Genomic DNA, 22,793 nt, shown 5'->3' with positions numbered 1-22,793 from the left:
CCATGGAACTGGCGCCCCGAAAAAGCCTGAAACCGCCCCGATACCGGACGGATACGCTGGACGTCCAGCCCACATTGATAGTGTTGGATACCTTGGCAGACTTGTTCCCCGGGAATGAGAACGATCGCAGTCAAGCCAGACAGTTTATCGGCTTGCTGCGCGGACTTGCTATCCGGGGAGAATGTGCTGTTCTTTTGCTAGCTCATCCGAGCATGTCCGGCATGAGCTCTGGTTCAGGATCAGGTGGCAATACTGCTTGGAACAACTCGGTACGCGCTCGTCTATACCTTGATAGAGTTGTTATGAGCGACAGCGGTCATCGTTTTGAACCCAACCCAGATGTTCGCACTTTGAGCAACAAAAAGGCCAACTATGGCCGAACAGGCGCTGAATTGCAGCTCGTTTATGATGAAGGCGTCTTCAAAGTTCAACATCAGCCTACAGGTCTTGATGCTCTTGCGGCAGGGCAAAAAGCAGAGCGTGTGTTTTTGAAGCTGCTAGATGCATTTACGAAACAGGGCCGCAATGTATCAGCGAGTCCAAGTTCGACATATGCTCCGAAAGTGTTCGCTCAACACCCTGATGCAGAAAGCTGCACAAAACGCGCCTTAACATCGGCAATGGAGACGCTTTTCGCTGACAACAAAATCAAAGTGGTTGAGGATGGACCACCCTCCAAGCGTCGCAAATATATTGCACGAGCCACGGTTTGAAGGTGGTTAAATGGAGACTTTCCAAACGCCTTCCAACCCTCTTCCAACGGGGGTGGCAACGCGCTTCCAACCTGCTTCCAACCTATGCGCCTACCAACCCCCTTATACCCCCAAGGGGTTGGAACCCCGCCTTGGGGCGGGGAAACCCCAATACTCACCCACGCCGGGTGGCTATTTTGCGCTTCTATTCAGGCAAGTTGCAAGTGGTGAAGCCGAGTGCTTCCAAAACCACCTGGGCCTTAAACTGATCTGTAAAATTCCGGCGCTTCGCCATTTTCGTATCCCTTCATAGGTTTGGGATACAGCTTAGCTAACTGTCCAGTTTTCTGGGGCCACTTCACCTATTCGTGGACCGCAAACACCGAGAGAACATTTTGAAGACTCCACTTTCACCTGCGGCCTGACGGTTCGGAAGATTGGCTGTCCCCAACAAAATCGCGCAAGAGTTCTTAATTGCTTTTTATCATTAAGGGAAATTTGCAAGGCCTGCAGAACCTATCCGGCTTTGGGCTGCGGCAAGCAACCCGGCAAACCTGCCGGAAGGACAAGCCAAGCTCCGTTTCGGTACAACAAACGCGCGAAGCCAGTTTCATCCGAGGTCAGAGTGACAGATGCAATCGAAGTCGCCAAGATCGAAGAACTCTCCGGAATGTTTTCAAGAAGAATTTGAGAGGGGAACAACACCACATAGGCTGGAGCTCCGTCACTTACAAAAGCAACCACTGTCAGAACTCCGATCCACCCCATTAGGACGAAAGGGACGGCCATAAACACTGCTCTAATAGTCATGGATATGCTCCAATTGCTGACCACTGTCCTGCATGGCGCGCAGCGTTTCAGCCAAATTTACCACTTTTGTCATAACCAGATGGCGACTGTCACCGAATCCTTGCCGTAACCTGCTGAAGATCGCGCCGTCCATTGATGGCTCTTGGGCGAGCACCGTAAAGAGAATATCATCATTGCCCGCAATTTCGACGAAGGTCCCGCCTTCGGCGGCCCAATTCCGCAGAAGATGCGTCAGAGCACGGTAGCGTGGTGTTTCGACCTCGAAACCTTCTGCCCCAGCCGACAGTATGGTGACTTCCCCGGATGCCTCCAGCACGGCCTTGTCTACACCGCGTATGATCATGCGCAGTGTCAATTCATCCTGTCCAACCTGCGCCACAGCGTCCGCGATGACGTCGGCGTATGCGGCTTTGACGCCATATTCGACCCCCAAAGCAAAGCGTCTTTCCCGGTCTCGCCAAGCCGTGGTCGCCTTGGCTTTCAATTCGGTACGATCCTTACGGAATTGCCATTTATACCAGGGGACCTGTTGTAAAAACTCGGCATAGTTCTTTGCGTGAGTTGCAGACAAGTCATCCAGTGGCGCGCGCTCATTCCCCCTTAGCGCGGCAAAAAAACGACCAATCGTTTCCTCATAGGCCGCCTTCAACAAGAGTTCAGCCGTGAAACTAACCCCGATGACATAAACCAACTGTTTGGTTGGGCCGTCGATTTCTCCAAGAGCAGACGATGCCCTGCTCAGAGCACATAGCGAAGTCCAATAGCCACCAATCGCGCGAACAAACCTAAACTCATGCGGATCTCCACCAGCAACAACTTGTGCATAATCTTCGTAGGCATGCACAATGTCCCATTCCGGATAGGTCATCAAAGTTCTGGTTTCAGCGCGATGAAATTCCGGTGCGAGCAAGGCTTCATACGGCTCTGGCGCTGCAGATCCTTGGCACATGATTTCCACATAAGCGACTGGAGACAACAAGCCCAAGACAAAGACTAACCCAAGCAACAACAATTGCTTGGTATATCGCCAAAGCCGCTTCACCCGTTGCTTTCACTGCTGCGAAAACCTGCCCAAACAGCAACTCCGCCCAACGCCAAATGGGGCAAATTCGCCAGAAAGCGCGGAAGTGACCAATCTGTTCCAAGCGAGGTGTTTGTAAATATCCCCAAATCCAAGAACCCATACCCCGTAAAGATCCCAAAGATGCCATCACCAAGATAGGCGAGCCCGAAAATAATCAAAAATGCGCGCGCAGCGCGGTATGACAGTATTCCTGCCGCCAACGCCCAGAGCGCCGAAGCAACATGCAAAGCGTCATCATAGATGTCCAAGGCAAAGATGCCGAAAGCCAACCCGTTTTCATCCGTCAAACCAGGGATGTAATTGAGTGACGCCGCAAGCATCAGCGCGCCAAAATAGCCAAAGCATAGTTTCTGTATGTTATTCATAGCCGCCCCAAGTACTGGTCCCAAAGATTGTTCCTCAATACCAGATCAGGATCCAGATCCCGCTTGGCTATTGAGAATTCTTCAGCCCGCGGATAGGCCTTGGTCAGTTGGTCAAGCGTCGCATGAGGTCGGTACGGCAAGTAGTATGCGCCACCAATATCTACAATGCGATCAATCAAGTCACGCGTCATCCGGGCTTGATCGGCTTCACCTCGTTGGGTCAGTTCCTGACTGAATGACATCACTGCGGCAATCCGTGGAACTCTAGCGAACGACAAGACCGATTGATCGTCTTGCGCCACATATCTCAAAGTAACATTCAGAAATTCCTGGTAAGAAGCCGGTATCACCTCGCGACAAGCACCCAAGAAACCGTCAAACGCATCAAATCCAACAAAATGCTCATGCAGAATATCCGTCCGATCCGGGTTGCGATCGTCCAGTGTAACCACCGGTTCATTGATTAGCGAATTCCGGGTCACCTCGCCGCCGCCCAGTGCTGGGCCTACACTGGTTTCATTCCACCACCGAAAGGATTTTAGTGCCTCATTCCCCAATTGCGCGCGGTAAATACGGCTGGCGGCATGGGCCATCCACCCTGACCCAGCTGCAGCAGGCAGGTTCTCCTGGTCGTCAGTTTCGCGATAGGTGATCAATAGTGCCTTTTGGAAAAAGCTTTCCCTTTCCACATTCAATCGCCCGTAGGCCATCGTCACTTCGGGGTCTTCAATCGCCTTTTTGAAACTGGCTGCAAACTCACTGGCGTCCATCAAGTCGAAAGTCGGCACCAGACGGGAGTTTTTGACCATTTCCACCTCCATATCGACCACAACTCCGATCAGACCATACCCCCCCATTCCGAGGTTGAACAAATCAGCATTCTCTGTCGGAGAACAGGTAACCAAATCGCCTGAGGGCAAAACCATCCGAAGCGAACGAACGGTCGACCCCATAGGCCCGTAGGGCACTGGCCACCCGTGTGCGTTCACCGAATAAGTTGCAGCCAAACCAAAGTCGTTGTTGGACTGCATAACTTTGGGAGACCATCCTTTTGGGTCGAGCGCAGCAATCACGTCAGACCATCGTGCTCCTGCATGCGCGTGATAACTTTGGCTGGAACTGTCGATCTCTACACCCGAGTTTTCAAAGGTGATCGCGGTGCCATCGCGCGGGATCGCTTGCGCCCCCATGGAATGCCTGGCCGCGCCAACATTCAGCGGCCGTCCAGCCGCGCGCGCTTCTTTTAATTCACCGCGAATTCGGTCAACCAAAGCTTGATCACTTTCCGAAAAGCGCTGGTGCTTGTGGATCGGAGTCGCCGACAATCCGCTTGCATCGTTCAATATCTTTTCACCGGTGGGCGGTATGATCCGATTGGCACCCGCATATGTTGGAAGATCCGCTCTCAACAAATCTGAAAGCCCCCATCCGATGGCTCCTCCTGCTCCCAACAGGGTCGCGCGGCGTGTCAATTTTTTCATCTCTCACCCTCATTATTGTTCGCCTGTTGTATCAAATTTAAAGCTTTAAGTAGATTTGTTTGAAATGCCTCAGGGGCCTCGATTTGAGGAACGTGGCCCACCCCGTCCAAAACTAACAAATCAGCCCCATTAACAAGGCGAACAAGCTCTTCACCCTGTGATAACGGTGTCACGGTGTCCTCTCGCCCCCAGATGAAGACTATGGGGATCTCTAGGCTGCGCCAATTCTCTTCTCTAGTACTAAGCGCCTGGGCCGGTGATCGAAACAAATTTGGCATCCAGTCGGTCACAGCTTTTGTGTACCCCACTCGAACCATCGGAATTTGTAAAACTGTTACGATTTCCGGTGAGCTTGCTTCTTTAATGTGAATGAAACTTCGTAAGAAACTCTTCGTTAGTAATGGATTAGAAGCCGTGGCAGCCGTTATGTATTGCCGCAATATTTCACTTCGAAGCGGAAACGGAAGAAGATTTGGATCCTTGTGGCTTCCCAAGCCAATAGCCCCATTCACCACAATCATTCCGGATACCAGGTCGGGCCGCAATAAAACTGCTTCCGCCATTGGTCCCGCTCCGAACGAATGCGTCACAACTATTGGCCGTGTGCCAAGCTCCTCAAGAAGCGCGATGATCCGTTCGGCCTGCCGTGCGCGAGTATAGATCCTGTCGCTTGCATGTTCACTCCAGCCAAAAGGAGGTAAATCGAACGCAGTCGCACGATACCCTTGAGTTGCGGCTGTCTCTAATGTTGGCCGCCAAAGCGCAGACCACGCTCCGGTTCCATGAGCAAACAACAACTGTTTTTCTGCCTCAGTGTTGGTGTCGATTAGAAAAAACTTACCATCGCCAGTTGGAAGCAAATACCCATCAGCCGGGAGATTTTTGCCAAATCCCGTCACCTCTCGATTTGCCGCAGCCCAATTGAAATAGACAAGCGCCACCAAGAGCGCTGCGAACATGATGGCGCAAATACGCACAAGATACTTGAGAAGAATTTTAGCTACCGCGATCATAAAACTTGCCCCTAGGTCGGTCTCTTTGTCTAAACCGATATTTCCCAAGTAACGTCGTGTTGTGACGAGTTTGACCGTTTTGGTGGGCATTTTCAACTCTGACGGCGGCGTTGTCGATGAGATCGTTGATTTTGAGGGTTCCGCAAGCGCGCTTTTCGAGCTTTTCGTTGATTTTGGCCCATTTGGGCACGCGCCAAAAAGCCACAATGGCTTCTCTCAGCCTGCTCGATGGTGAAGCCGAGGCTTTGATGAGGAAAGCCATAGAGGCCGCTCTAGGAGGGGATACAGTGGCTCTCCGTCTGTGCCTTGAGCGGATCGCTCCGGTTCGCAAAGATGCGCCTGTTCAGTTTGCGCTGCCTGAGATGAGTTCAGCGGAGGATGCAGCCAAAGCAGCGGCGTCTGTTCTGGCTGCTGTGTCAGACGGAGAGCTAACGCCATCGGAGGGCGCTCATGTCATGTCATTGATTGAGACCTATCGCCGAACGCTTGAACTCTCGGAGCTGGAAGCACGCGTTATAGCGTTGGAGCAAGGCCATGCGGCTTAGCGGACGTGTCTCCAAGTTGGAGAAAAAGACCAGCGGCGCCAGCGGTATTGAGCATCCTTCGGTCATTTTGAGGACTTCGGTTTGGCAGGAGGATGATGGGGAACTCATGTCCGAACCTCATGCCGCCCATGTTCGCACGCCGACGGGGTGGGATTACTTGGCGCATGAGGAGGGCGAAAGCGCAGAGAACTTTAAGAATCGGATTGAGCAGATGACGCTCGATTATCGGCACGAGAACGCGCCGGCGCAGTTCCGCCCGCGCATGCGCACGCGTGCCATAGATCGCAGTTCTACGCCACTTTGTCTCGCTGATCGTCCCGCCGGACAGGCTTGCCTAGGAGCGACCCCGATGCGGCATGGGTATGGAATGTTTGATGGCTAGGCTGTTCCACAGAACGCCAATAAAATCCACCACACTTGTAGGGGTATTTGTAGGGGTAAATTTCTTAAAGTAATCGTAAGTCGTTGTTTTGGAAATATTAAATCGGGTAATTTGGCGGAGAGACAGGGATTCGAACCCTGGGTGGGCTTGCACCCACAACGGTTTTCGAGACCGCCCCGTTCGACCACTCCGGCACCTCTCCGTCCGCTGAGACCGTGGTCTTGGTGTGGGGCGGTTTAAGGAGAATTGCGGGGGGGGGCAAGAGGGATTTTCGACTTTTGTGAAACTTTTTCTGCAAACGTCCCGGTGGGGTGCTTGCGAGGACGGGGAGTGTCTATGGAGCGGGCTGGACCGGACTCAAATGAACGCAGGTGCGTGTCGTTATATAGAGTGGCTCAAGGCGGCGCTTGAGGCCTACGGGGTGTCTCGGCTAGGTTGGGCGGGATCCGCGTGACGTTGCGCGCTGTAGGAAGGACATGTTGTGCCCCAAGTGTTTACCTCAATTTCGCGATCCTGTGCCTCTGCGCTGATGGCGCTTTCTGCGATGGTCTTGCTGGGCAGTCCGGCGGCGGCGGGTCCGCGCGCGGCCGAGATCGACGCGCTGTTTGAGGCGCTCAACATGCCCGAAATGTTCACAATCCTGCAAGAAGAAGGCGAAGCCTACGGCGATGATCTGGCCGAGGAGATGCTGCCCGGCGGCACCGGGCCCGGTTGGCAGGCGGTGGTGCGGCGGCTGCATGATCCGGCCAGTCTGGAAGAGATCATGCGCGCGGCCTTTGAAGAAAGCTTTGGCAATGCCGAGATCGCACCGCTGCTGAGTTTCTTCCAAAGCGAAAGCGGCCAGCGCATCATTGAGCTGGAACTGGCGGCGCGCCGGGCCTTCATGGAAGAAGGCACCGAAGAAGCCGCCCGTGACCAGTTCCGCGGCGTGCAGGAACCCTATGAGGCGCATCTGGCGGCCATTGAGGCCTTCATCGTCGAAAACGAATTGGTGGAAATGAATGTGGTGGGGGCGCTCAACGCCAATATCATGTTCATGCGCGGCCTCATTCAGGGGGGCGCCATTGAGATGAGCGAAGAGGATGTGCTGTCTGATGTCTGGGCGCAGGAGCCGACAACGCGGATGGACACCCATGAATGGGTCTATTCCTTCCTGATGCTGGCTTATGAGCCGCTGAGCACCGAAGAGGTGCAGGCCTATGTGGCGCTGTCGCGCACACCGGAAGGGCAGGCATTGAACCGGGCGCTCTTTGCGGGGTTTGACCGGATGTATGGCACGGTGTCCATGTCTTTGGGGCTGGCCCTGGCGCGGCAGATGGAGGGCGAGTCCCTCTGAACCCGTTTTGGGCCCCGTTTGGAACCCAAGGAAAAAAGGGCTGAAACTGAGGTGGGGCGCGAATAAGTGTTGACTTATCCCCAAGATCCGACAATAAGCGCGATCCTAGGGCAGGGGGAACTCTGCCCTGTTTTGTTGTGATACAGCCCGAAAAGGGCGCGCAGTTCGCGGTGGCATCTGGCCAGAAACGCCCGGCAACGGGGACCATAGAACGCGGAAATCTGAAGGAAATGCAAATGTTTGCGGTTCTGAAAACCGGCGGCAAGCAGTACAAAGTTCAAGCGGGCGATATCCTCCGCGTGGAAAAATTGGCTGCCGACGCAGGTGAAACCATCCAGTTCAACGAGATTCTGATGCTGGGCGGCGACAACATGGTTGTTGGCGCACCGCTGGTAGACGACGCGGCTGTTCAGGCTGAAGTTGTTGACCAGATCAAAGGCGAAAAGCTGATCCACTTCGTGAAGCGTCGTCGTAAGCACAGCTCCAAGCGCACCAAAGGTCACCGTCAGAAACTGACCCTGATCAAAATCACCGACATCCTGGCCTCGGGCGCAGGCAAGTCGGGCGTGAAAGCTGCCATTGGTTCCGGTTCGGTTGCTGCTGCACCCGCCGCCGCTGCCAAGCCGGCCGCCAAAAAAGCTGCTGCACCCGCTGCACCGGCAGCCGCTGAAGCCGCCGCCGACGATCTGACCCAGATCACCGGTGTTGGCCCCGCAGCCGCCAAGAAGCTGGCCGAAGCCGGCATCACCACTTTCGCACAGCTGGCCGCTGTTGATGTCGACGCCGTTGACGTCAAAGTGAAACCCGAGTGGGTTGAACAAGCTGCCGAACTGGCGAAATAAGTAGAGCTCAAGGAGACACCTCATGGCACATAAAAAAGCTGGCGGTTCATCCCGTAACGGTCGCGACTCAGCTGGTCGCCGCCTTGGCGTAAAACTCTACGGTGGCCAGGCCGCCATTCCGGGCAACATCATCGTGCGTCAGCGCGGTACCAAGATGTGGCCGGGTGAAGGCGTCGGCATGGGCAAAGACCACACCATCTTTGCTACCGTCGAAGGTAAAGTCACTTTCCACAAAGGCCTGAAGAAACGCACCTTCGTTTCTGTCCTGCCAGTGGCGGAGGCTGCAGAGTAAGCCGATCGGTTTCGCTTTAAGAAAACGGGGGATCGGCAACAGCCGGTCCCCTTTCTCGTTTTGCGCCGCGAAGATTTTGGCGCAGGTCTTGCCGATCGGTTGTTTGCTCTGAAGAGTTTTGGCACCCTTTTCTTGTTTTGCGTGATCCGGGTTGCCATCTGTTTGACACGTCAGGGGGGTATGTTTGCCCTTTTCGCGAATTGGGACAACGGTTTGAGGAGACCGGACCAACCCAACCTGACGCAAGTTTGTTTGGAGGAGTATTTAGTACGATGCTCGACACCCAGCCGCTGCAGGCGGCAATTGAAACGGACCGGTTTGTTTTGCGCCCTCTGCGCAAGTCTGACAAAGGTCTGATTGAACTGAACAGCGCCGACCTGCGGGTTGCGCGCAACACCCGTACGATCCCGCATCCGCTGCCGCCGGGGGCCATCGATGCCTTTGTCGACCGCGCCATTGATGATGAGCGCAGCGAAGATCTGTGGGCGATTGACGGCACCCTCGTGGGCGGCTGTGAGGTCATGGGCCTCATCGGGCTGGAGCGGATGGACCGCAACCAGAGCCAGATCAGCTTCTGGGTGGCACCGCCGCATTGGAACAATGGCATCGCTTCGGCGGCCGTGGCTGCGATCCTGGAAGAAAACCCGCAAGAGGCGGAAACCATCTTTGCTGAGGTGTTTCAGGACAATCCGGCCTCAGCCCGGGTGCTGACCAACTGCGGTTTTGAATATCTGGGGGACGCGGAAACCTTCTCGGTTGCGCGCGGGGCCAATATGGCGACCTGGACCTACCTGAAAAAACTAAACGCCGACGATCAAAAACAGGCGTAAGCAAAGGGGGATGCGCAAAGCGTGTTGTGCATCCCGCGACCTTTGCGATAGGAGACAGACATGAAATTTCTTGATCTCGCAAAGGTCTATATTCGTTCGGGTTCCGGCGGCAACGGCTGTGTCAGCTTCCGCCGTGAGAAGTACATCGAATATGGCGGCCCCGATGGTGGCGATGGTGGTACAGGCGGTTCCGTCTGGGCTGAAACCGTGGACGGTTTGAACACGCTGATCGATTTTCGCTATCAGCAGCACTTCTTCGCCGACAATGGCCGCCCCGGTATGGGCAACCAGCGCACCGGCGCGGATGGCGGCGATATCATCCTGAAGGTGCCGGTGGGCACCGAGATCCTTGATGAGGATCAGGAAACCGTGATTGCCGACATGACCGAACTGGGCCAGCGTTTCCTGCTGGCCAAGGGTGGTAATGGCGGTTGGGGCAACCTGCACTTCAAATCCTCCACCAACCAGGCGCCGCGGCGGTCCAACCCCGGTCTGGAAGGGGTGGAGCGGACCCTGTGGCTGCGGCTGAAGCTGATTGCTGATGTGGGCCTGCTGGGCCTGCCCAACGCGGGCAAATCTACCTTCCTGTCGGCCACATCAAACGCGCGGCCGAAAGTGGCGGATTATCCGTTCACCACATTGCACCCGAACCTGGGCGTTGTGGGTGTGGATGGTGCTGAATTTGTGGTCGCCGATATTCCCGGTCTGATCGAAGGCGCCTCTGAAGGCCGTGGTCTGGGTGATCTGTTCCTGGGCCACGTGGAACGCTGTGCGGCGCTCCTGCATCTGGTGGATGGGTCTTCGGGCACATTGCTGGAAGATTACAAAACCATCATTGGTGAGATCGAAGCTTACGGCGAAGGTCTGGCGGACAAACCCCGCATCACCGTGCTGAACAAGATCGACACGCTGGATGACGAAGAACGCGCCTTCCTCAAAGAGGAGCTGGAGGCGGTCGTCGGTGGGCCCGTGATGATGATGTCCGGTGTCTCACACGAAGGCACAGAGGATGTGCTGCGGGCACTGCGGGCGCTGATCGATGACAACCGGCTGCGGATCAAACAGGAAAAACTAGCCCAAGAGGGTGAGGAAGAGCAGTGGCATCCCTAAAAGAGGCGAAGCGGCTGGTCATCAAGATTGGATCAGCGCTTCTCGTTGATCGCAAGACGGGCCAGCTGCGCGCTGATTGGGTGCAGGGACTGGCCGAAGATGTCGCCTGGCTGAAAGGGCAGGGCAAGGATGTGGTTCTTGTCTCCTCTGGCTCCATCGCTCTGGGGCGTGGTGTGCTGGGTCTGCCGGCCCGCGATCTGGCGCTGGAACAATCCCAGGCCGCTGCCGCTGTGGGCCAGATCCGTCTGGCCCGCGCTTATGAGGAGGTGCTGGCGCCCTTCGGCATCACCACCGCGCAGGTGCTGGTGACGCTGGAAGACAGCGCCGACCGCCGCCGCTACCTCAACAGCCGCGCCACTTTGGAACAGCTGGTCAGCCTGGGCGTGGTGCCGATCGTGAATGAAAACGATACCGTCGCCACAGATGAAATCCGCTACGGCGACAATGACCGCCTGGCCGCACAGGTCGCCGTGACCGTGGGTGCGGATCAGCTGATCCTGCTATCAGATGTAGATGGGTTCTACTCCGCCAACCCGCAGGTTGATCCCTCCGCACACCGCTATGACGTCATTGACACCATCACGCCTGAGATTGAGGCGATGGCGGGCGATGGCGTCTCCGGCCTGTCCAAGGGTGGCATGATTACCAAGCTGATGGCGGCAAAAACCGCGACCAAAGCGGGCTGCGCCATGGCGATCACCGAAGGCTCGGTCATTCGGCCGCTGCAGGCGCTGGAAAAGGGGGCAAATGCCACCTGGTTCACCGCTCTCGGCGATCCGCAACAGGCCCGCAAACGTTGGATCGCCTCGATGAAGCCCAAGGGCGACATCATGGTGGATGACGGCGCCGCACGGGCACTGGCCACCGGCAAAAGCCTGCTGCCGGCCGGTGTTTCCCTGGTCTCAGGCGCCTTTGGGCGTGGCGATCCGGTGGCGATCCTGGACAGCAAGGGCCACAAGCTGGGGCAGGGGCTGGCCCGCTATGATGCGGCTGAGGCGAGCAAGATCAAAGGCCACCGCTCCGAAGATATTGAGGCGCTCTTGGGCTACCCGGGCCGGGCGGCGCTGATCCACCGTGATGATATGGCGCTCTGAAGGCGGGCGCGCTAGCATAAGAACCCTGAAACCCTGTTTTGTAAAAACGGAATGATCTCATGAAAGACAGCGAAAACATCCCCGCAATGATGCAAGAGCTTGGCCAGCGCGCCAAGGCCGCCGCAGCGGAGCTGGGTTTCGCGCCAGCCGCGCAGCGCCAGCAGGCGCTGGAGGCCGCTGCCGATGCTGTCTGGGCCAACCGGGCCGAGATCATCGCCGCCAACGCCAAGGATCTGGAATTTGGCCGGGGCAAGGGCCTGTCAGACGCGATGATGGACCGGCTGATGCTGGATGAGGCGCGTATTCAGGGTATTGTTGATGGTCTGCGCAATGTTGCCGGTCAGGATGATCCCGTGGGTGAGGTGCTGGCCGAATGGGATCGTCCGTCGGGCCTCAACATCCGCCGTGTGCGCACGCCGCTGGGGGTGATCGGGGTGATCTACGAAAGCCGCCCCAATGTGACCGCGGATGCCGGGGCGCTGTGTCTGAAATCGGGCAATGCGGTGATCCTGCGTGGTGGCTCGGAAAGCTTCCACTCCTCTGGCATGATCCATTCCTGTCTGGTCGAGGGCCTGAAGGCCGCAGGCCTGCCCGAAGCTGCCATTCAGCTGGTGCCCACCCGTGACCGTGCGGCGGTGCAGGAACTACTGACCATGACCGACTACGTGGATGTGATCGTGCCCCGTGGTGGCAAAGGGCTGGTGGGACTTGTCCAGCGCGAAGCCCGCGTGCCGGTCTTTGCACATCTGGAAGGGATCGTGCACATCTACGTCGATAAGGCTGCAGACCCGCAAAAGGCGCTGTATGTGGTGCTGAACGCCAAAACCCGCCGCACCGGCATCTGTGGCGCTGCTGAATGTCTGCTGATCCACCGCGAGATTGCCGAAGGTCTGGGCGCCGATCTGATCCGCGCGCTGGTGGAGGCCGGGGTTGAGGTGCACGCCGGCGCTGGCCTGCAACTGGACGGCACGCTGGCCGCAACGGATGCTGATTGGGGCAAGGAGTTTCTCGACAGTATCATCGCCGCCAAAGTGGTTGAGGATGTTGACGGAGCCATCGCCCATATCCGCGCTTATTCCTCCAGCCACACCGACTGTGTGCTGACCGAAGATGACGCCGTGGCCGATCGTTTCTTTGAACGCCTCGACAGTGCGATCCTGATGCGCAACGCCTCCACCCAGTTTGCCGATGGCGGTGAATTTGGCATGGGGGCTGAGATCGGCATCGCCACCGGCAAGATGCACGCCCGTGGTCCTGTTGGCGCGGCGCAGCTGACCAGCTTCAAATACCTGGTGGTTGGCGACGGCACGACCCGGCCTTAACCGGCCCTAAGCGTTAAAACGTCAGGCTGGCACAGTCCTGTGAGGCGCTGACAACCGGGGTGCGCTGCATCTTTGCCAGCGCCTTGGGCAGCAGGGCAAATTGCACGTCTTTCGGGCTCAACCCGTCTTTGGTGCCCAGCACCAGAGAATCCCAGGTGCGGCCATCCCAACTGATGCGCCGCCCCTTGGCTGTCAGTATCCAGCGGCCGCAGTCCTGGGTGATGGAGATGTCACCGCCTAGCGGCAGGGTGGTTTCCAGACACATCAGCGCCAGGCAGACCGCCTGCACCTCGGTGCGCGGCGCGCTGTCGGGGCCCAGCCAATGATAGGTGATCCGCCCGCCACGCCCTAGATCACCCAGCAGGCCGCTGACCTCAATCGTGCCGATGATTTGCGCGGCACTGGCCTTACCAAAGGCCAGCCGGAAAAACCGGATCCGGGCGTTCACACTGTTCAGGCTTTCCTGCACCAGCTCCAGCTCAGGCGCGGTTCTGGGCGCGGTCATTTGCATCAGCTCCAGCCCGTTGCCAATGGCGCCAATAGGGCTGACAAGATCATGACAGATCCTTGACCCTATGAGTTGTGAAATCTCTTCGTTAAGATCCATGAAAAACTCCCCCGATAGGATCTTTCGATGACAAATATGACGTCTTTTCTTGAACCCGGCATGCGCGTGCGCCATCCGTCGCAGCCTGGATGGGGCATTGGTCAGGTCCAATCCAATATCGGCGGCAAAGTGACCGTCAATTTCCCCGAAGCAGGCAAGGTTGTGATCGATGGCAGCAGAATCGATTTGATGCCGGTCTTTGATGAATGAAGTTCGTTAGCAATTGGTAAACAAGCATAGAGTGAAACACCTTTCTTGCAAACAAGCTTGTGGCGGAGGCGTTGCCAAGCCGTGGGGGCTTGCCTACAACAGCGGCGGAAAGTCAGGGCGCTTTGGGCGCACACTGAGGTGGACAAAGGACGCAAGAAACAATGCATCAGCCTGAATTTTCGACAAAACTGGTCGAAAACGAGGAGGAGCTGCGCGCGGCACAACGGCTGCGTTACCGGGTCTTTGTAGAGGAACTGGGCGCTGGTGGCGCTGAGGTGGATCATGAGGCGCGGTTGGAAAAAGACCGCTTTGATCCGTTTTTCGATCACCTCATCCTGTTCGATCACGCCCGTCCCGGTGCCGAAGAGGACCAGGTTGTTGGCGTCTATCGCCTGCTGCGCGGGGATCAGGCTGCGGCGGCCGGACAGTTTTATTCCGAGGATGAATATGACCTCTCCGTTCTGAAAGCTTCGGGTCGTAAGTTGTTGGAATTAGGTCGATCCTGCCTGGATGTCGACTATCGCGGTGGTGCCGCGATGTATCATCTGTGGAATGCTCTGGCGGGGTATGTTCTGCGGCATGAGGTTGAGATCCTCTTTGGCGTGGCCAGTTTCCATGGCACGGACCTCGCGGCCTTGGCGCAGCCCTTGTCGATGCTGCATCACAACCACCTTGCGCCCGAGGATCTGCGCGTGCGGGCACAGGCTGGGCATTACGCCGCGATGGACCGGGTCGAACCAGCCGATCTGGATCGCCGCGCCGCTATGGTTCAGGTGCCGGCATTGATCAAAGCCTACTTGCGGCTTGGTGGCTTCGTGGGTGATGGCGCCTATGTGGATCATGCGTTTAACACCACCGATGTCTGTTTGATCATGGACACAGACCGTATGAACGCGAAGCAGAAAAGCATTTATACCAAAGAGGTTACCCGGTGAACGTAAAGTGGGATATGCCCGAGGAACCATCGGCGGGGCGGATTTCTGTCGCCGGGTGGATCCGGGTGCTGCTGCGCGGCCTGACCTTAGGTGTACTGGTGTTTGGCGGTCTGTTGATCCTCCTGCTGATCCGCCTGATTGAGCGGCCGATCTACGGGCTGCATCGCCCGCTGACGCCACATATCACCCAGTTCGTCTGTCGCAATGCGTTCCGCATCCTGCAGATGCCCCATAAGGTGCGTGGCGAACGGATGAGCCAGAAAGGCGCTGTGGTGGCCAACCATTCGTCCTGGCTGGATATTTTCACGCTGAACGCCCGCAAGCGGGTGTATTTCGTCTCCAAGGCTGAGGTGGCCGCTTGGCCCGGCATCGGTTGGTTGGCACGGGCCACGGGCACAGTCTTTATCCGCCGGGATCCCAAAGAGGCCAAACAACAGCAGCAGGTCTTTGAGGATCGTCTGCTTGCGGGACATAAGTTGTTGTTTTTTCCGGAGGGAACCTCCACTGACAGCTTGCGGGTTTTGCCATTTAAATCAACGCTCTTTCAGGCGTTCTTTCACGACCATCTGCGCCATGAAATGCATATCCAACCGGTCACGGTGATCTACCGCGCACCAGAGGGTGAGGAGCCGCGGTTTTATGGTTGGTGGGGCGATATGGATTTTGGCACGCATCTGCTCAAGACTTTGGCAGCGCGACGTCAAGGATCGGTGGAAGTGATCTATCATCCGCCCGTACGCGTCGATAGTTTTCCCAATCGCAAAAGCTTAGCCGCCCATGTTGAAGAGGTTGTGCGCTCAGGCATGCCCGAAGATCGGCAGGGGCTGCCCGTAAAATAAGTCACAAAAAAGCCGGGCGCAAACCCGGCTTTGTACATTTGATCAGTGGCTTACGCGCCGCGCCAGATCCAACCACCGCCAAAAATGCGGCTGCCTTCGCCCGCATAGAACACACAGGCCTGGCCGGGGCTCACACCTTCTTCGGGGGTCAGCAGTTCAACCTCAGCCTCGGTTTCCGAGATCGGACGAATGATCGCCTCCCGCGGCGGACGGGTGGAGCGGACCTTGACCTTTAGGTGCCATTCCTTGCGAGAGGTGAAGGCTTCGTCGCCCAACCAGTTGATTTCCCTGACAGGAATGGTGCGCGTGGCCAGCATCTCTTTGGGGCCGACAACCACATGTTTGTTGTCAACGTCCAGCTTCACTACATAAAGCGGCTCGCTGAGGCCGCCGATGCCCAGACCGCGACGCTGGCCGATGGTGTAATGGATCACACCGTTGTGTTCACCCAGCACCCGACCGTCCGCATGAACGATCTCGCCTGGTTCTGCCGCGCCGGGGCGCAGTTTTTCGATGACCGACGCGTAATTTCCGTTTGGTACGAAGCAGATATCCTGACTGTCGGGCTTATCAGCAACGGCCAGCCCGTATTTCGCCGCCAGTTCCCGCGTCGCGTCCTTGGAGGGCAGATGGCCCAGCGGGAAGCGCAGGTATGACAGCTGTTCAGGCGTTGTGGAGAATAGGAAATAGCTCTGATCGCGGTTGGCATCTTCGGCGCTGTGCAGCTCGGGACCGTTGGGGCCCATCATGCGCTGGATGTAGTGGCCGGTGGCCATACAATCGGCCTCCAGATCGCGTGCGGTTTCCAGCAGGTCCTTGAACTTAACCCGCTCATTGCAGCGAATGCAGGGCACAGGTGTTGCGCCGCCCAGGTAGCTGTCGGCAAATTCGTCAATTACCGCTTCCTGGAAGATGTTTTCGTAATCAAGCACATAGTGGGGGAAGTTCATCTCCTCCGCGACCCGCCGTGCATCATGAATGTCGATCCCTGCGCAGCAGGCACCTTTTTTGGCCAGTGCCGCGCCATGGTCATAAAGCTGCAGCGTCACGCCCACCACATCATAGCCCTCTTCCGCCAGTTGTGCAGCCACAACGGACGAATCCACGCCCCCCGACATGGCCACAACCACGCGGGTTTCAGAGGGGGGCTTGGCAAAGCCCAATGAGTTCAGCTCAGTGCTTGGGGCGGTGCTTTCATCCAGCATCGGTCGCGACTCCATAGGAAAGACTGCGAGAATATAGGAAAATTCTAAATAGTCTCAAGGGGGCGTTTCACCACCTGTTAAGACTGAGGCGAGAGACTCACGCCCACATCCGGTCTCAGCAGGAGGAGTGGTGTGATGTATCTTAAGAAATTGGGCGGGCCAAGGGCCGTGACCCTGCCAGATGGCAAACATATGACGCAGGCTGATCTGCCTCCGGTAACCACCACGCGATGGGTCGCCAGTCGCAAAGCGGCGGTGGTGCGTGGGGTGCTCTACGGGCTGATTTCGCGCGAAGAGGCGCTACAGCGATATGCGCTGTCAGATGAAGAATTTCAGGAGTGGGTTGCCGCGATGAGTCGGCATGGAATCGGCGCATTGAAAACCACCAGGTTGAAAAAATTTCGTCAGCCCTAGGTTGTTTTCTCGAGGCGGGTTTGTCGCTAACGGCTGGTTAACCTTTTTGGGTCACTATGGGCTGAGACGACTGTTTTTCCGCGCTGATTTTTGGAGACCATAATGCGTATATTGCTCGTGGAAGATGATCCAAGTACCTCCAAAAGCATCGAACTGATGCTGACACATGCCAACCTGAATATCTATACAACCGATCTGGGCGAAGAGGGCGTCGATCTGGCCAAGCTCTATGATTATGATCTGATCCTGCTGGATCTGGGGCTGCCTGATATGAACGGCCATGAGGTTTTGCGACAATTGCGCCTGGCACGGGTGGAAACGCCGATCCTGATCCTGTCGGGGGCGGATGACACGGAAAGCAAGATCAAAGGCTTCGGCTTTGGCGCTGATGATTACCTGACCAAACCCTTCCATCGTGAGGAACTGGTGGCGCGCATCCATGCGATCATTCGTCGCTCCAAGGGGCATTCGCAATCGGTGATCCGTACCGGCAAGGTGAATGTGAACCTTGACGCGAAAACGGTCGATGTGGCAGGCACCACGGTGCATCTGACCGGCAAGGAATATCAGATGCTTGAGCTGCTGTCGCTGCGCAAGGGCACCACCCTGACCAAGGAGATGTTTCTGAATCATCTTTATGGCGGTATGGATGAGCCTGAGTTGAAGATCATCGATGTGTTTATCTGCAAATTGCGTAAAAAGCTCAGCAAAGCCACAGATGGTGAGAATTACATCGAAACGGTTTGGGGTCGCGGCTATGTGCTGCGCGATCCTGATCCGTCGCTCGCGGCCTCGGATCCGCGGGTTGATCGGCTGGCCCTCGGCGCCTAGGCCCGCGCTGTGCGAAATTCTGCAGTCTGGGCCCCCTGACAGTCTGGACCTCCGCCGTCCCGCGCCCTATCACTTAGGAGAACATGGCGCGAACGTTGCGCCATTTGGCGGGGCAATTCTCCCCGAGGGAAGGCCCTCACCCGAGGGCGCAAAGTGGGGCGCATCAGGTGGCACAACGGGATCAGGAAAAAGCGGTCGCAGACCTTACAGCGGCGCAAGCCGAACAGGAATTGGCAAGGCTGGCCCAGCTTTTGGCAGCGGCAAATACGGCCTATCATGGCGCAGATCAGCCAGAGATCAGTGACGCCGAATATGATGCGCTGAAACGGCGAAATCAGGCGATTGAGGCGCGCTTCCCCGATCTGAAGCGGGCGGATTCACCTAGTGATCAGGTCGGTGCCGCGCCTGGGGACGGCTTTGGCAAGATCACCCATGTGGTGCGCATGTTGTCGCTGGGCAATGCTTTTGAGGATGGGGATGTAGACGATTTCGCCAGTTCAAGTGCTAAGTTTCTGGGCGCAAGCGTGGACAGCCTCAGCTTCACGGCTGAACCTAAAATCGATGGCCTGTCGCTGTCGCTTCGGTATGAACAGGGCCAGCTGGTGCAGGCAGCCACCCGCGGCGATGGCGAAACGGGCGAAAATGTCACCGCCAATGCCCTGACGATTGCAGACATCCCGCAGGTACTCAACGGGGCACCCGATGTGTTGGAGGTTCGCGGTGAGGTCTACATGAGCCACGCCGATTTCGCCGATCTGAACGCCCGCCAAGAAGCGCGCGGCGGCAAACGCTTTGCCAATCCTCGCAACGCGGCGGCGGGATCCTTGCGGCAGCTCAATGCCGAAATCACCCGGGATCGCCCGCTGAAGTTCTTCGCCTATGCCTGGGGGGATCTGTCTGCCCCGCTGGCCGAGACGCAATTTGGCGCGATTGAACGTTTGGCAGACCTTGGGTTTCAGACCAACCCGCTGACCAAACTTTGCGCCAGCCCGGAAGACCTGATTGCCCATTACCGGATGATCGAACAGCAGCGCGCTGATCTTGGTTATGACATCGATGGCGTGGTCTATAAGGTCAATGATCTGGATCTGCAGGCCCGGCTCGGGTTCCGATCCACCACGCCGCGATGGGCGATTGCGCATAAATTCCCGGCTGAATTGGCCTGGACCCATCTGGAGGCGATTGACATCCAGGTGGGCCGCACCGGTGCGCTGTCGCCGGTGGCCCGGCTGTCTCCGGTCACGGTGGGCGGCGTTGTGGTCTCCAACGCGACGCTGCACAACGAAGATTACATCCGTGGCATTGATTCCAAGGGCGAAGAAATCCGCGGCGGCAAAGATTTCCGCATCGGCGATTGGGTGCAGGTCTACCGCGCTGGCGATGTGATCCCGAAACTGGCGGATGTTGATCTGACAAAGCGTCCCGCTGATGCCCTGCCTTTTGCTTTCCCGCAGGTCTGCCCGATCTGTCAGTCGCCGGCGATCCGCGAAGAAGGGGATGCGGTGCGTTACTGCACGGGTGGCATGATCTGTGCGGCGCAAGCGGTTGAAAAGCTGAAGCATTTTGTCTCTCGCAAGGCGTTTGATATCGAAGGTCTTGGCGCCAAGCAGATTGAGATGTTTCATGGTGATGATGCGCTCTGGGTGCGGGAGCCGGCGGATATCTTCACCCTTGCAGAACGGGATCAGGCCACGCTCGCGCGGCTGAAAAACCGTGACGGCTGGGGTGATCAAAGCGCGAATAACCTTTTTCAAGCAATTGAAGAAAAACGAGAAATCCCCTTCGGGCGTATGTTGTTTGCGCTGGGGATCCGCCATGTTGGCGAAACCGCAGCCAAGGATCTGGCGCTGCATTTCATGTCGTTCGATAAGCTGGCCGATACGGCAGATCAGGCCCGCGCCGCAGCGCTGGCCTATCGGCAGGCGGATCTGGCGGAGGAGGCGGAACGCCTGGCCGCCAAATCCGAAGGGCGGCGCGCCCGCATCAAGGAAAGCCGCGACTTAGCCATGGCCGCCTGTGACGTGCCCGAGGCGGCAGCGACCGCCTGGAATGATCTGATCGCGATTGACGGCATCGGCGCCACGGTCGGCCTGTCGCTGACCGATGCTTTTGCAAACCCGGAGGAACGCGCCGCAATTGACCGGCTGGTGGCGCAATTGACCATCCAGTCGCCCGCAGCGCCCACGCAGGACAGCCCGGTTGCCGGCAAAACCGTGGTGTTCACCGGCAAGCTGGAGAAGATGACGCGGGATGAGGCTAAGGCTACGGCAGAAAACCTCGGCGCCAAAGTGGCCGGGTCTGTCAGCAAGAAAACCGATCTGCTGGTGGCGGGGCCCGGCGCGGGATCCAAGGCCAAAAAGGCGGCGGATCTGGGCATTGAAACCCTGGATGAAGACGGCTGGCTGGAGTTGATCAAAGGCCGATGAGCAGTCGCCCCGAACCCCTGTTTCCGCTGTTTGCGGATCTGGAAACGCTACAAGGTGTTGGCCCGAAAACGGCGCAACACCTTGGGGCGCTTCACATTTATCGGCCGCGCGATCTGATCTTCACGCTGCCGCATTCCGGCGTGGATCGCAGCCCGCGCGAAAGCGTCCAGGGCGCACTGCCGGGTGATGTGGTGACGGTTGAGGTGACAGTTGGCGCCCATAAGGCGCCGCGCAACCGGGGTGGGGCCTACCGCGTGACGGTCGAGGATGCGCAGGTTGCCTTTCAACTGGTGTTTTTCCACGCGCGCAGCAACTACCTGCAATCCATTCTGCCGGAGGGCGCACGACGGGTGATTTCCGGCAAGGTTGAGATGTTTGATGGCGTGGTGCAGATGGTGCACCCGGATCACATCCTACCGCTGGAGGAGGCGGCTGAAATCCCGGCGTTTGAACCGGTCTATCCGCTGACCGCAGGTGTGAGCCTGAAACAGATGACCAAGGCGGTGACCTCGGCCCTGAGCCGCGTGCCGAACCTGCCGGAATGGATTGATCCGGAACAGAAAAAGCGCGAAGGCTGGCCCGACTGGCACGCCGCTATCACCGCCGCTCATGGACCTGAACAGGCTGCAGATCTGGCTGCCACCGCACCGGCCCGGGTGCGGCTGGCCTATGATGAATTGATGGCGCATCAGCTGACGCTGGCCCTGGCCCGGTCGCAGCTGCGCAAGGCCAAGGGCATGGTGACGCGCGGCACCGGCGCCAAGCAGCGGCATGTGTTGGCCTCACTGCCCTATAAGCCCACCGGGGCGCAGACCCGGGCGATTGGCGAAATTCAGGCCGATATGGCGGCGTCAACCAAGATGAACAGGCTGCTGCAGGGCGACGTGGGCGCGGGCAAAACGCTGGTCGCCTTTATGGCGCTGCTGACTGCGGTGGAGGCCGGGGGGCAGGGCGTTATGATGGCCCCGACCGAAATTCTGGCGCGCCAGCATATGGAGGGGTTGCAGCCCCTGGCGGAAGAGGCCGGTGTGGTGCTGGAGCTGTTGACTGGCCGCGACAAGGGCAAAGAGCGCAAGGCGAAACTGGATGCATTGGCGCGCGGCGATATTCACATGCTGGTGGGCACCCATGCGGTGTTCCAGAAAGATGTTGAGTTTCAGGACCTTCGTCTTGCCGTGGTGGATGAACAGCATCGGTTTGGCGTGCGGCAACGGTTGGAGCTGGGCAAAAAGGGCGCTGCGGCGGATGTGCTGGTGATGACGGCAACGCCGATCCCACGCTCATTGGCGCTGGCGCAATACGGTGACATGGATGTCTCGGTGCTGGATGAGAAACCGCCGGGGCGTAAACCGATCAAGACCGCCATGGTCTCCACCACGCGGATGGAGGAGGTGGTAAACCACCTGCGCAACGCCGTTAGTGAAGGTAAACAGGCCTATTGGGTTTGCCCGCTGGTGGAGGAGAGTGAGGTCATGGACCTGACCGCGGCGGAGGAGCGGTTCAAACACCTGCGCGCTGTGCTTGGCGACGGTGTGGTGGGGCTGGTCCATGGTCAGATGCCACCCAGCGAAAAAGATGCCGCCATGGCCGATTTCGTGGCCGGTAAGACCAGCGTTCTGGTCGCAACCACGGTGATTGAGGTGGGGGTGAATGTGCCCAATGCCACCATCATGGTGATTGAGCGCGCCGAAAGTTTTGGTCTGGCCCAGCTGCACCAGCTGCGCGGCCGGGTGGGGCGCGGATCCGCGCAGTCGACCTGCCTGCTGCTCTATCAGGCGCCGCTGAATGAAACCGGTGAGAAACGCCTGACCTCCCTGCGGGAGACCGAAGATGGCTTCCGCATTGCTGAGGTTGATCTGGAAATGCGCGGCGCTGGGGATCTGATCGGGACGGCACAATCGGGGCTGCCGCGGTTCCGGGTGGCGGATCTGGAAACCCAGGCGCCGTTGATGGCGGTGGCGCAGAGCGATGCGCGTAAACTGCTGCATGATGATCCCACCCTGGAAAGCCCGCGCGGGCAGGCTGCGCGTGTTCTTTTGTGGCTGATGGAACAGGATCAGGCGATCCGTTTGATTTCAGTGGGTTAACCCTTTTGTTCCACTCCGCGGGGCATTTTGTTCACAAATGT

At 57.7% G+C, this 22,793-nt stretch carries 22 protein-coding genes and 1 tRNA gene; 16 read left to right on the top strand and 7 right to left on the bottom strand.

The window, feature by feature from the left end:
* Positions 1 to 713, top strand: a 713-nt coding sequence (locus TL5118_RS20905) for an AAA family ATPase (RefSeq protein ID WP_082638145.1), incomplete at its 5' end; no start/stop codon positions are given.
* Between the two features lie 778 nt (positions 714 to 1,491).
* Here the strand turns inward: TL5118_RS20905 and TL5118_RS08085 are convergent.
* From TL5118_RS08085 to TL5118_RS08070, 4 genes are read right to left on the bottom strand one after another with little or no spacing between them, the layout of a single operon-like run.
* Positions 1,492 to 2,544 (bottom strand): hypothetical protein, encoded by a 1,053-nt coding sequence (locus tag TL5118_RS08085; RefSeq protein ID WP_058243648.1) that lies wholly within the window; start codon positions 2,542 to 2,544, stop codon positions 1,492 to 1,494.
* Positions 2,541 to 2,951, bottom strand: coding sequence for a DUF4383 domain-containing protein (locus TL5118_RS08080; RefSeq protein ID WP_058243649.1), 411 nt, complete (start codon positions 2,949 to 2,951; stop codon positions 2,541 to 2,543). Before TL5118_RS08080 ends, TL5118_RS08085 begins: the two co-directional genes overlap by 4 nt.
* Positions 2,948 to 4,432, bottom strand: a complete 1,485-nt coding sequence (locus TL5118_RS08075) for an FAD-binding oxidoreductase (protein ID WP_058243650.1) — start codon at positions 4,430 to 4,432, stop codon at positions 2,948 to 2,950. Before TL5118_RS08075 ends, TL5118_RS08080 begins: the two co-directional genes overlap by 4 nt.
* Positions 4,429 to 5,535 (bottom strand): alpha/beta fold hydrolase, encoded by a 1,107-nt coding sequence (locus tag TL5118_RS08070; protein WP_058243651.1) that lies wholly within the window; start codon positions 5,533 to 5,535, stop codon positions 4,429 to 4,431. The genes TL5118_RS08075 and TL5118_RS08070 overlap by 4 nt, the downstream gene beginning before the upstream one ends.
* A gap of 26 nt (positions 5,536 to 5,561) precedes the next feature.
* Here TL5118_RS08070 and TL5118_RS08065 point away from each other — a divergent pair, with 26 nt between their 5' ends.
* A complete protein-coding gene (locus TL5118_RS08065; protein ID WP_179945285.1) occupies positions 5,562 to 5,990 on the top strand; it encodes a hypothetical protein in 429 nt (142 codons plus the stop codon).
* A gap of 494 nt (positions 5,991 to 6,484) precedes the next feature.
* Here TL5118_RS08065 and TL5118_RS08055 read toward each other — a convergent pair.
* A tRNA-Ser gene (locus tag TL5118_RS08055) sits at positions 6,485 to 6,574 on the bottom strand.
* Between the two features lie 279 nt (positions 6,575 to 6,853).
* Here TL5118_RS08055 and TL5118_RS08050 point away from each other — a divergent pair.
* The 7 genes from TL5118_RS08050 to TL5118_RS08020 all read left to right on the top strand — a co-directional run bounded on the left by TL5118_RS08050 (position 6,854) and on the right by TL5118_RS08020 (position 13,198).
* A complete protein-coding gene (locus TL5118_RS08050; protein WP_106404193.1) occupies positions 6,854 to 7,708 on the top strand; it encodes a DUF2059 domain-containing protein in 855 nt (284 codons plus the stop codon).
* Between the two features lie 236 nt (positions 7,709 to 7,944).
* Positions 7,945 to 8,550 (top strand): 50S ribosomal protein L21, encoded by a 606-nt coding sequence (locus tag TL5118_RS08045; protein WP_058243653.1) that lies wholly within the window; start codon positions 7,945 to 7,947, stop codon positions 8,548 to 8,550.
* A gap of 22 nt (positions 8,551 to 8,572) precedes the next feature.
* A complete protein-coding gene (gene rpmA, locus TL5118_RS20890; protein WP_082626283.1) occupies positions 8,573 to 8,842 on the top strand; it encodes a 50S ribosomal protein L27 in 270 nt (89 codons plus the stop codon).
* Between the two features lie 272 nt (positions 8,843 to 9,114).
* Positions 9,115 to 9,672 (top strand): GNAT family N-acetyltransferase, encoded by a 558-nt coding sequence (locus tag TL5118_RS08035; RefSeq protein WP_058243655.1) that lies wholly within the window; start codon positions 9,115 to 9,117, stop codon positions 9,670 to 9,672.
* 60 nt (positions 9,673 to 9,732) lie between these two features.
* Complete coding sequence (obgE, locus tag TL5118_RS08030; protein ID WP_058243656.1) at positions 9,733 to 10,782, top strand: GTPase ObgE; 1,050 nt, start codon at positions 9,733 to 9,735, stop codon at positions 10,780 to 10,782.
* Positions 10,770 to 11,876, top strand: a complete 1,107-nt coding sequence (proB, locus tag TL5118_RS08025) for a glutamate 5-kinase (RefSeq protein ID WP_058243657.1) — start codon at positions 10,770 to 10,772, stop codon at positions 11,874 to 11,876. Before obgE ends, proB begins: the two co-directional genes overlap by 13 nt.
* A gap of 59 nt (positions 11,877 to 11,935) precedes the next feature.
* On the top strand, positions 11,936 to 13,198 hold the full coding sequence (locus TL5118_RS08020; protein WP_058243658.1) for a glutamate-5-semialdehyde dehydrogenase: 1,263 nt from the start codon (positions 11,936 to 11,938) through the stop codon (positions 13,196 to 13,198).
* A gap of 13 nt (positions 13,199 to 13,211) precedes the next feature.
* Here TL5118_RS08020 and TL5118_RS08015 read toward each other — a convergent pair whose 3' ends face one another.
* On the bottom strand, positions 13,212 to 13,703 hold the full coding sequence (locus TL5118_RS08015; RefSeq protein WP_207383442.1) for a histidine phosphotransferase family protein: 492 nt from the start codon (positions 13,701 to 13,703) through the stop codon (positions 13,212 to 13,214).
* 129 nt (positions 13,704 to 13,832) lie between these two features.
* Here TL5118_RS08015 and TL5118_RS08010 point away from each other — a divergent pair, with 129 nt between their 5' ends.
* The 3 genes from TL5118_RS08010 (at position 13,833) to olsA (ending at position 15,789) form a co-directional block, all read left to right on the top strand.
* Complete coding sequence (locus tag TL5118_RS08010; protein ID WP_058243660.1) at positions 13,833 to 14,015, top strand: DUF3553 domain-containing protein; 183 nt, start codon at positions 13,833 to 13,835, stop codon at positions 14,013 to 14,015.
* Between the two features lie 161 nt (positions 14,016 to 14,176).
* Positions 14,177 to 14,950, top strand: a complete 774-nt coding sequence (gene olsB / locus TL5118_RS08005; protein ID WP_058243661.1) for an L-ornithine N(alpha)-acyltransferase — start codon at positions 14,177 to 14,179, stop codon at positions 14,948 to 14,950.
* Positions 14,947 to 15,789 carry a lyso-ornithine lipid O-acyltransferase gene (gene olsA / locus TL5118_RS08000; RefSeq protein ID WP_370701671.1) on the top strand — a complete coding sequence of 281 codons (843 nt, stop codon included), beginning with the start codon at positions 14,947 to 14,949 and terminating at the stop codon, positions 15,787 to 15,789. Before olsB ends, olsA begins: the two co-directional genes overlap by 4 nt.
* A 50-nt stretch (positions 15,790 to 15,839) precedes the next feature.
* On the opposite strand, the gene mnmA is transcribed toward olsA, so the two are convergent.
* On the bottom strand, positions 15,840 to 16,994 hold the full coding sequence (gene mnmA / locus TL5118_RS07995) for a tRNA 2-thiouridine(34) synthase MnmA (RefSeq protein ID WP_058243663.1): 1,155 nt from the start codon (positions 16,992 to 16,994) through the stop codon (positions 15,840 to 15,842).
* A gap of 135 nt (positions 16,995 to 17,129) precedes the next feature.
* On the opposite strand from mnmA, the gene sciP reads away from it, so the two are divergent.
* The 4 genes from sciP to recG all read left to right on the top strand — a co-directional run bounded on the left by sciP (position 17,130) and on the right by recG (position 22,752).
* Positions 17,130 to 17,408: a CtrA inhibitor SciP gene (sciP, locus tag TL5118_RS07990; protein WP_058243664.1), complete on the top strand. Its 279-nt coding sequence runs from the start codon at positions 17,130 to 17,132 to the stop codon at positions 17,406 to 17,408.
* A gap of 102 nt (positions 17,409 to 17,510) precedes the next feature.
* Positions 17,511 to 18,239, top strand: a complete 729-nt coding sequence (ctrA, locus tag TL5118_RS07985; RefSeq protein ID WP_058243665.1) for a response regulator transcription factor CtrA — start codon at positions 17,511 to 17,513, stop codon at positions 18,237 to 18,239.
* A gap of 83 nt (positions 18,240 to 18,322) precedes the next feature.
* Entirely contained in the window at positions 18,323 to 20,665 is a 2,343-nt protein-coding gene (gene ligA / locus TL5118_RS07980; RefSeq protein ID WP_082626285.1) for an NAD-dependent DNA ligase LigA, read from the top strand.
* The gene (recG, locus tag TL5118_RS07975) at positions 20,662 to 22,752 is read left to right on the top strand and encodes an ATP-dependent DNA helicase RecG (protein ID WP_058243667.1); all 2,091 of its coding nucleotides are present in this window, start codon (positions 20,662 to 20,664) and stop codon (positions 22,750 to 22,752) included. The genes ligA and recG overlap by 4 nt, the downstream gene beginning before the upstream one ends.
* Positions 22,753 to 22,793 lie beyond the last annotated feature (41 nt).

The sequence above is a fragment of the Thalassovita autumnalis genome (assembly GCF_001458255.1).
Classification (GTDB): Bacteria; Pseudomonadota; Alphaproteobacteria; order Rhodobacterales; family Rhodobacteraceae; genus Thalassobius; species Thalassobius autumnalis.
Note: the sequence above shows the minus strand (reverse complement) of the source record. Positions and strands in the feature narration are given on the sequence as shown.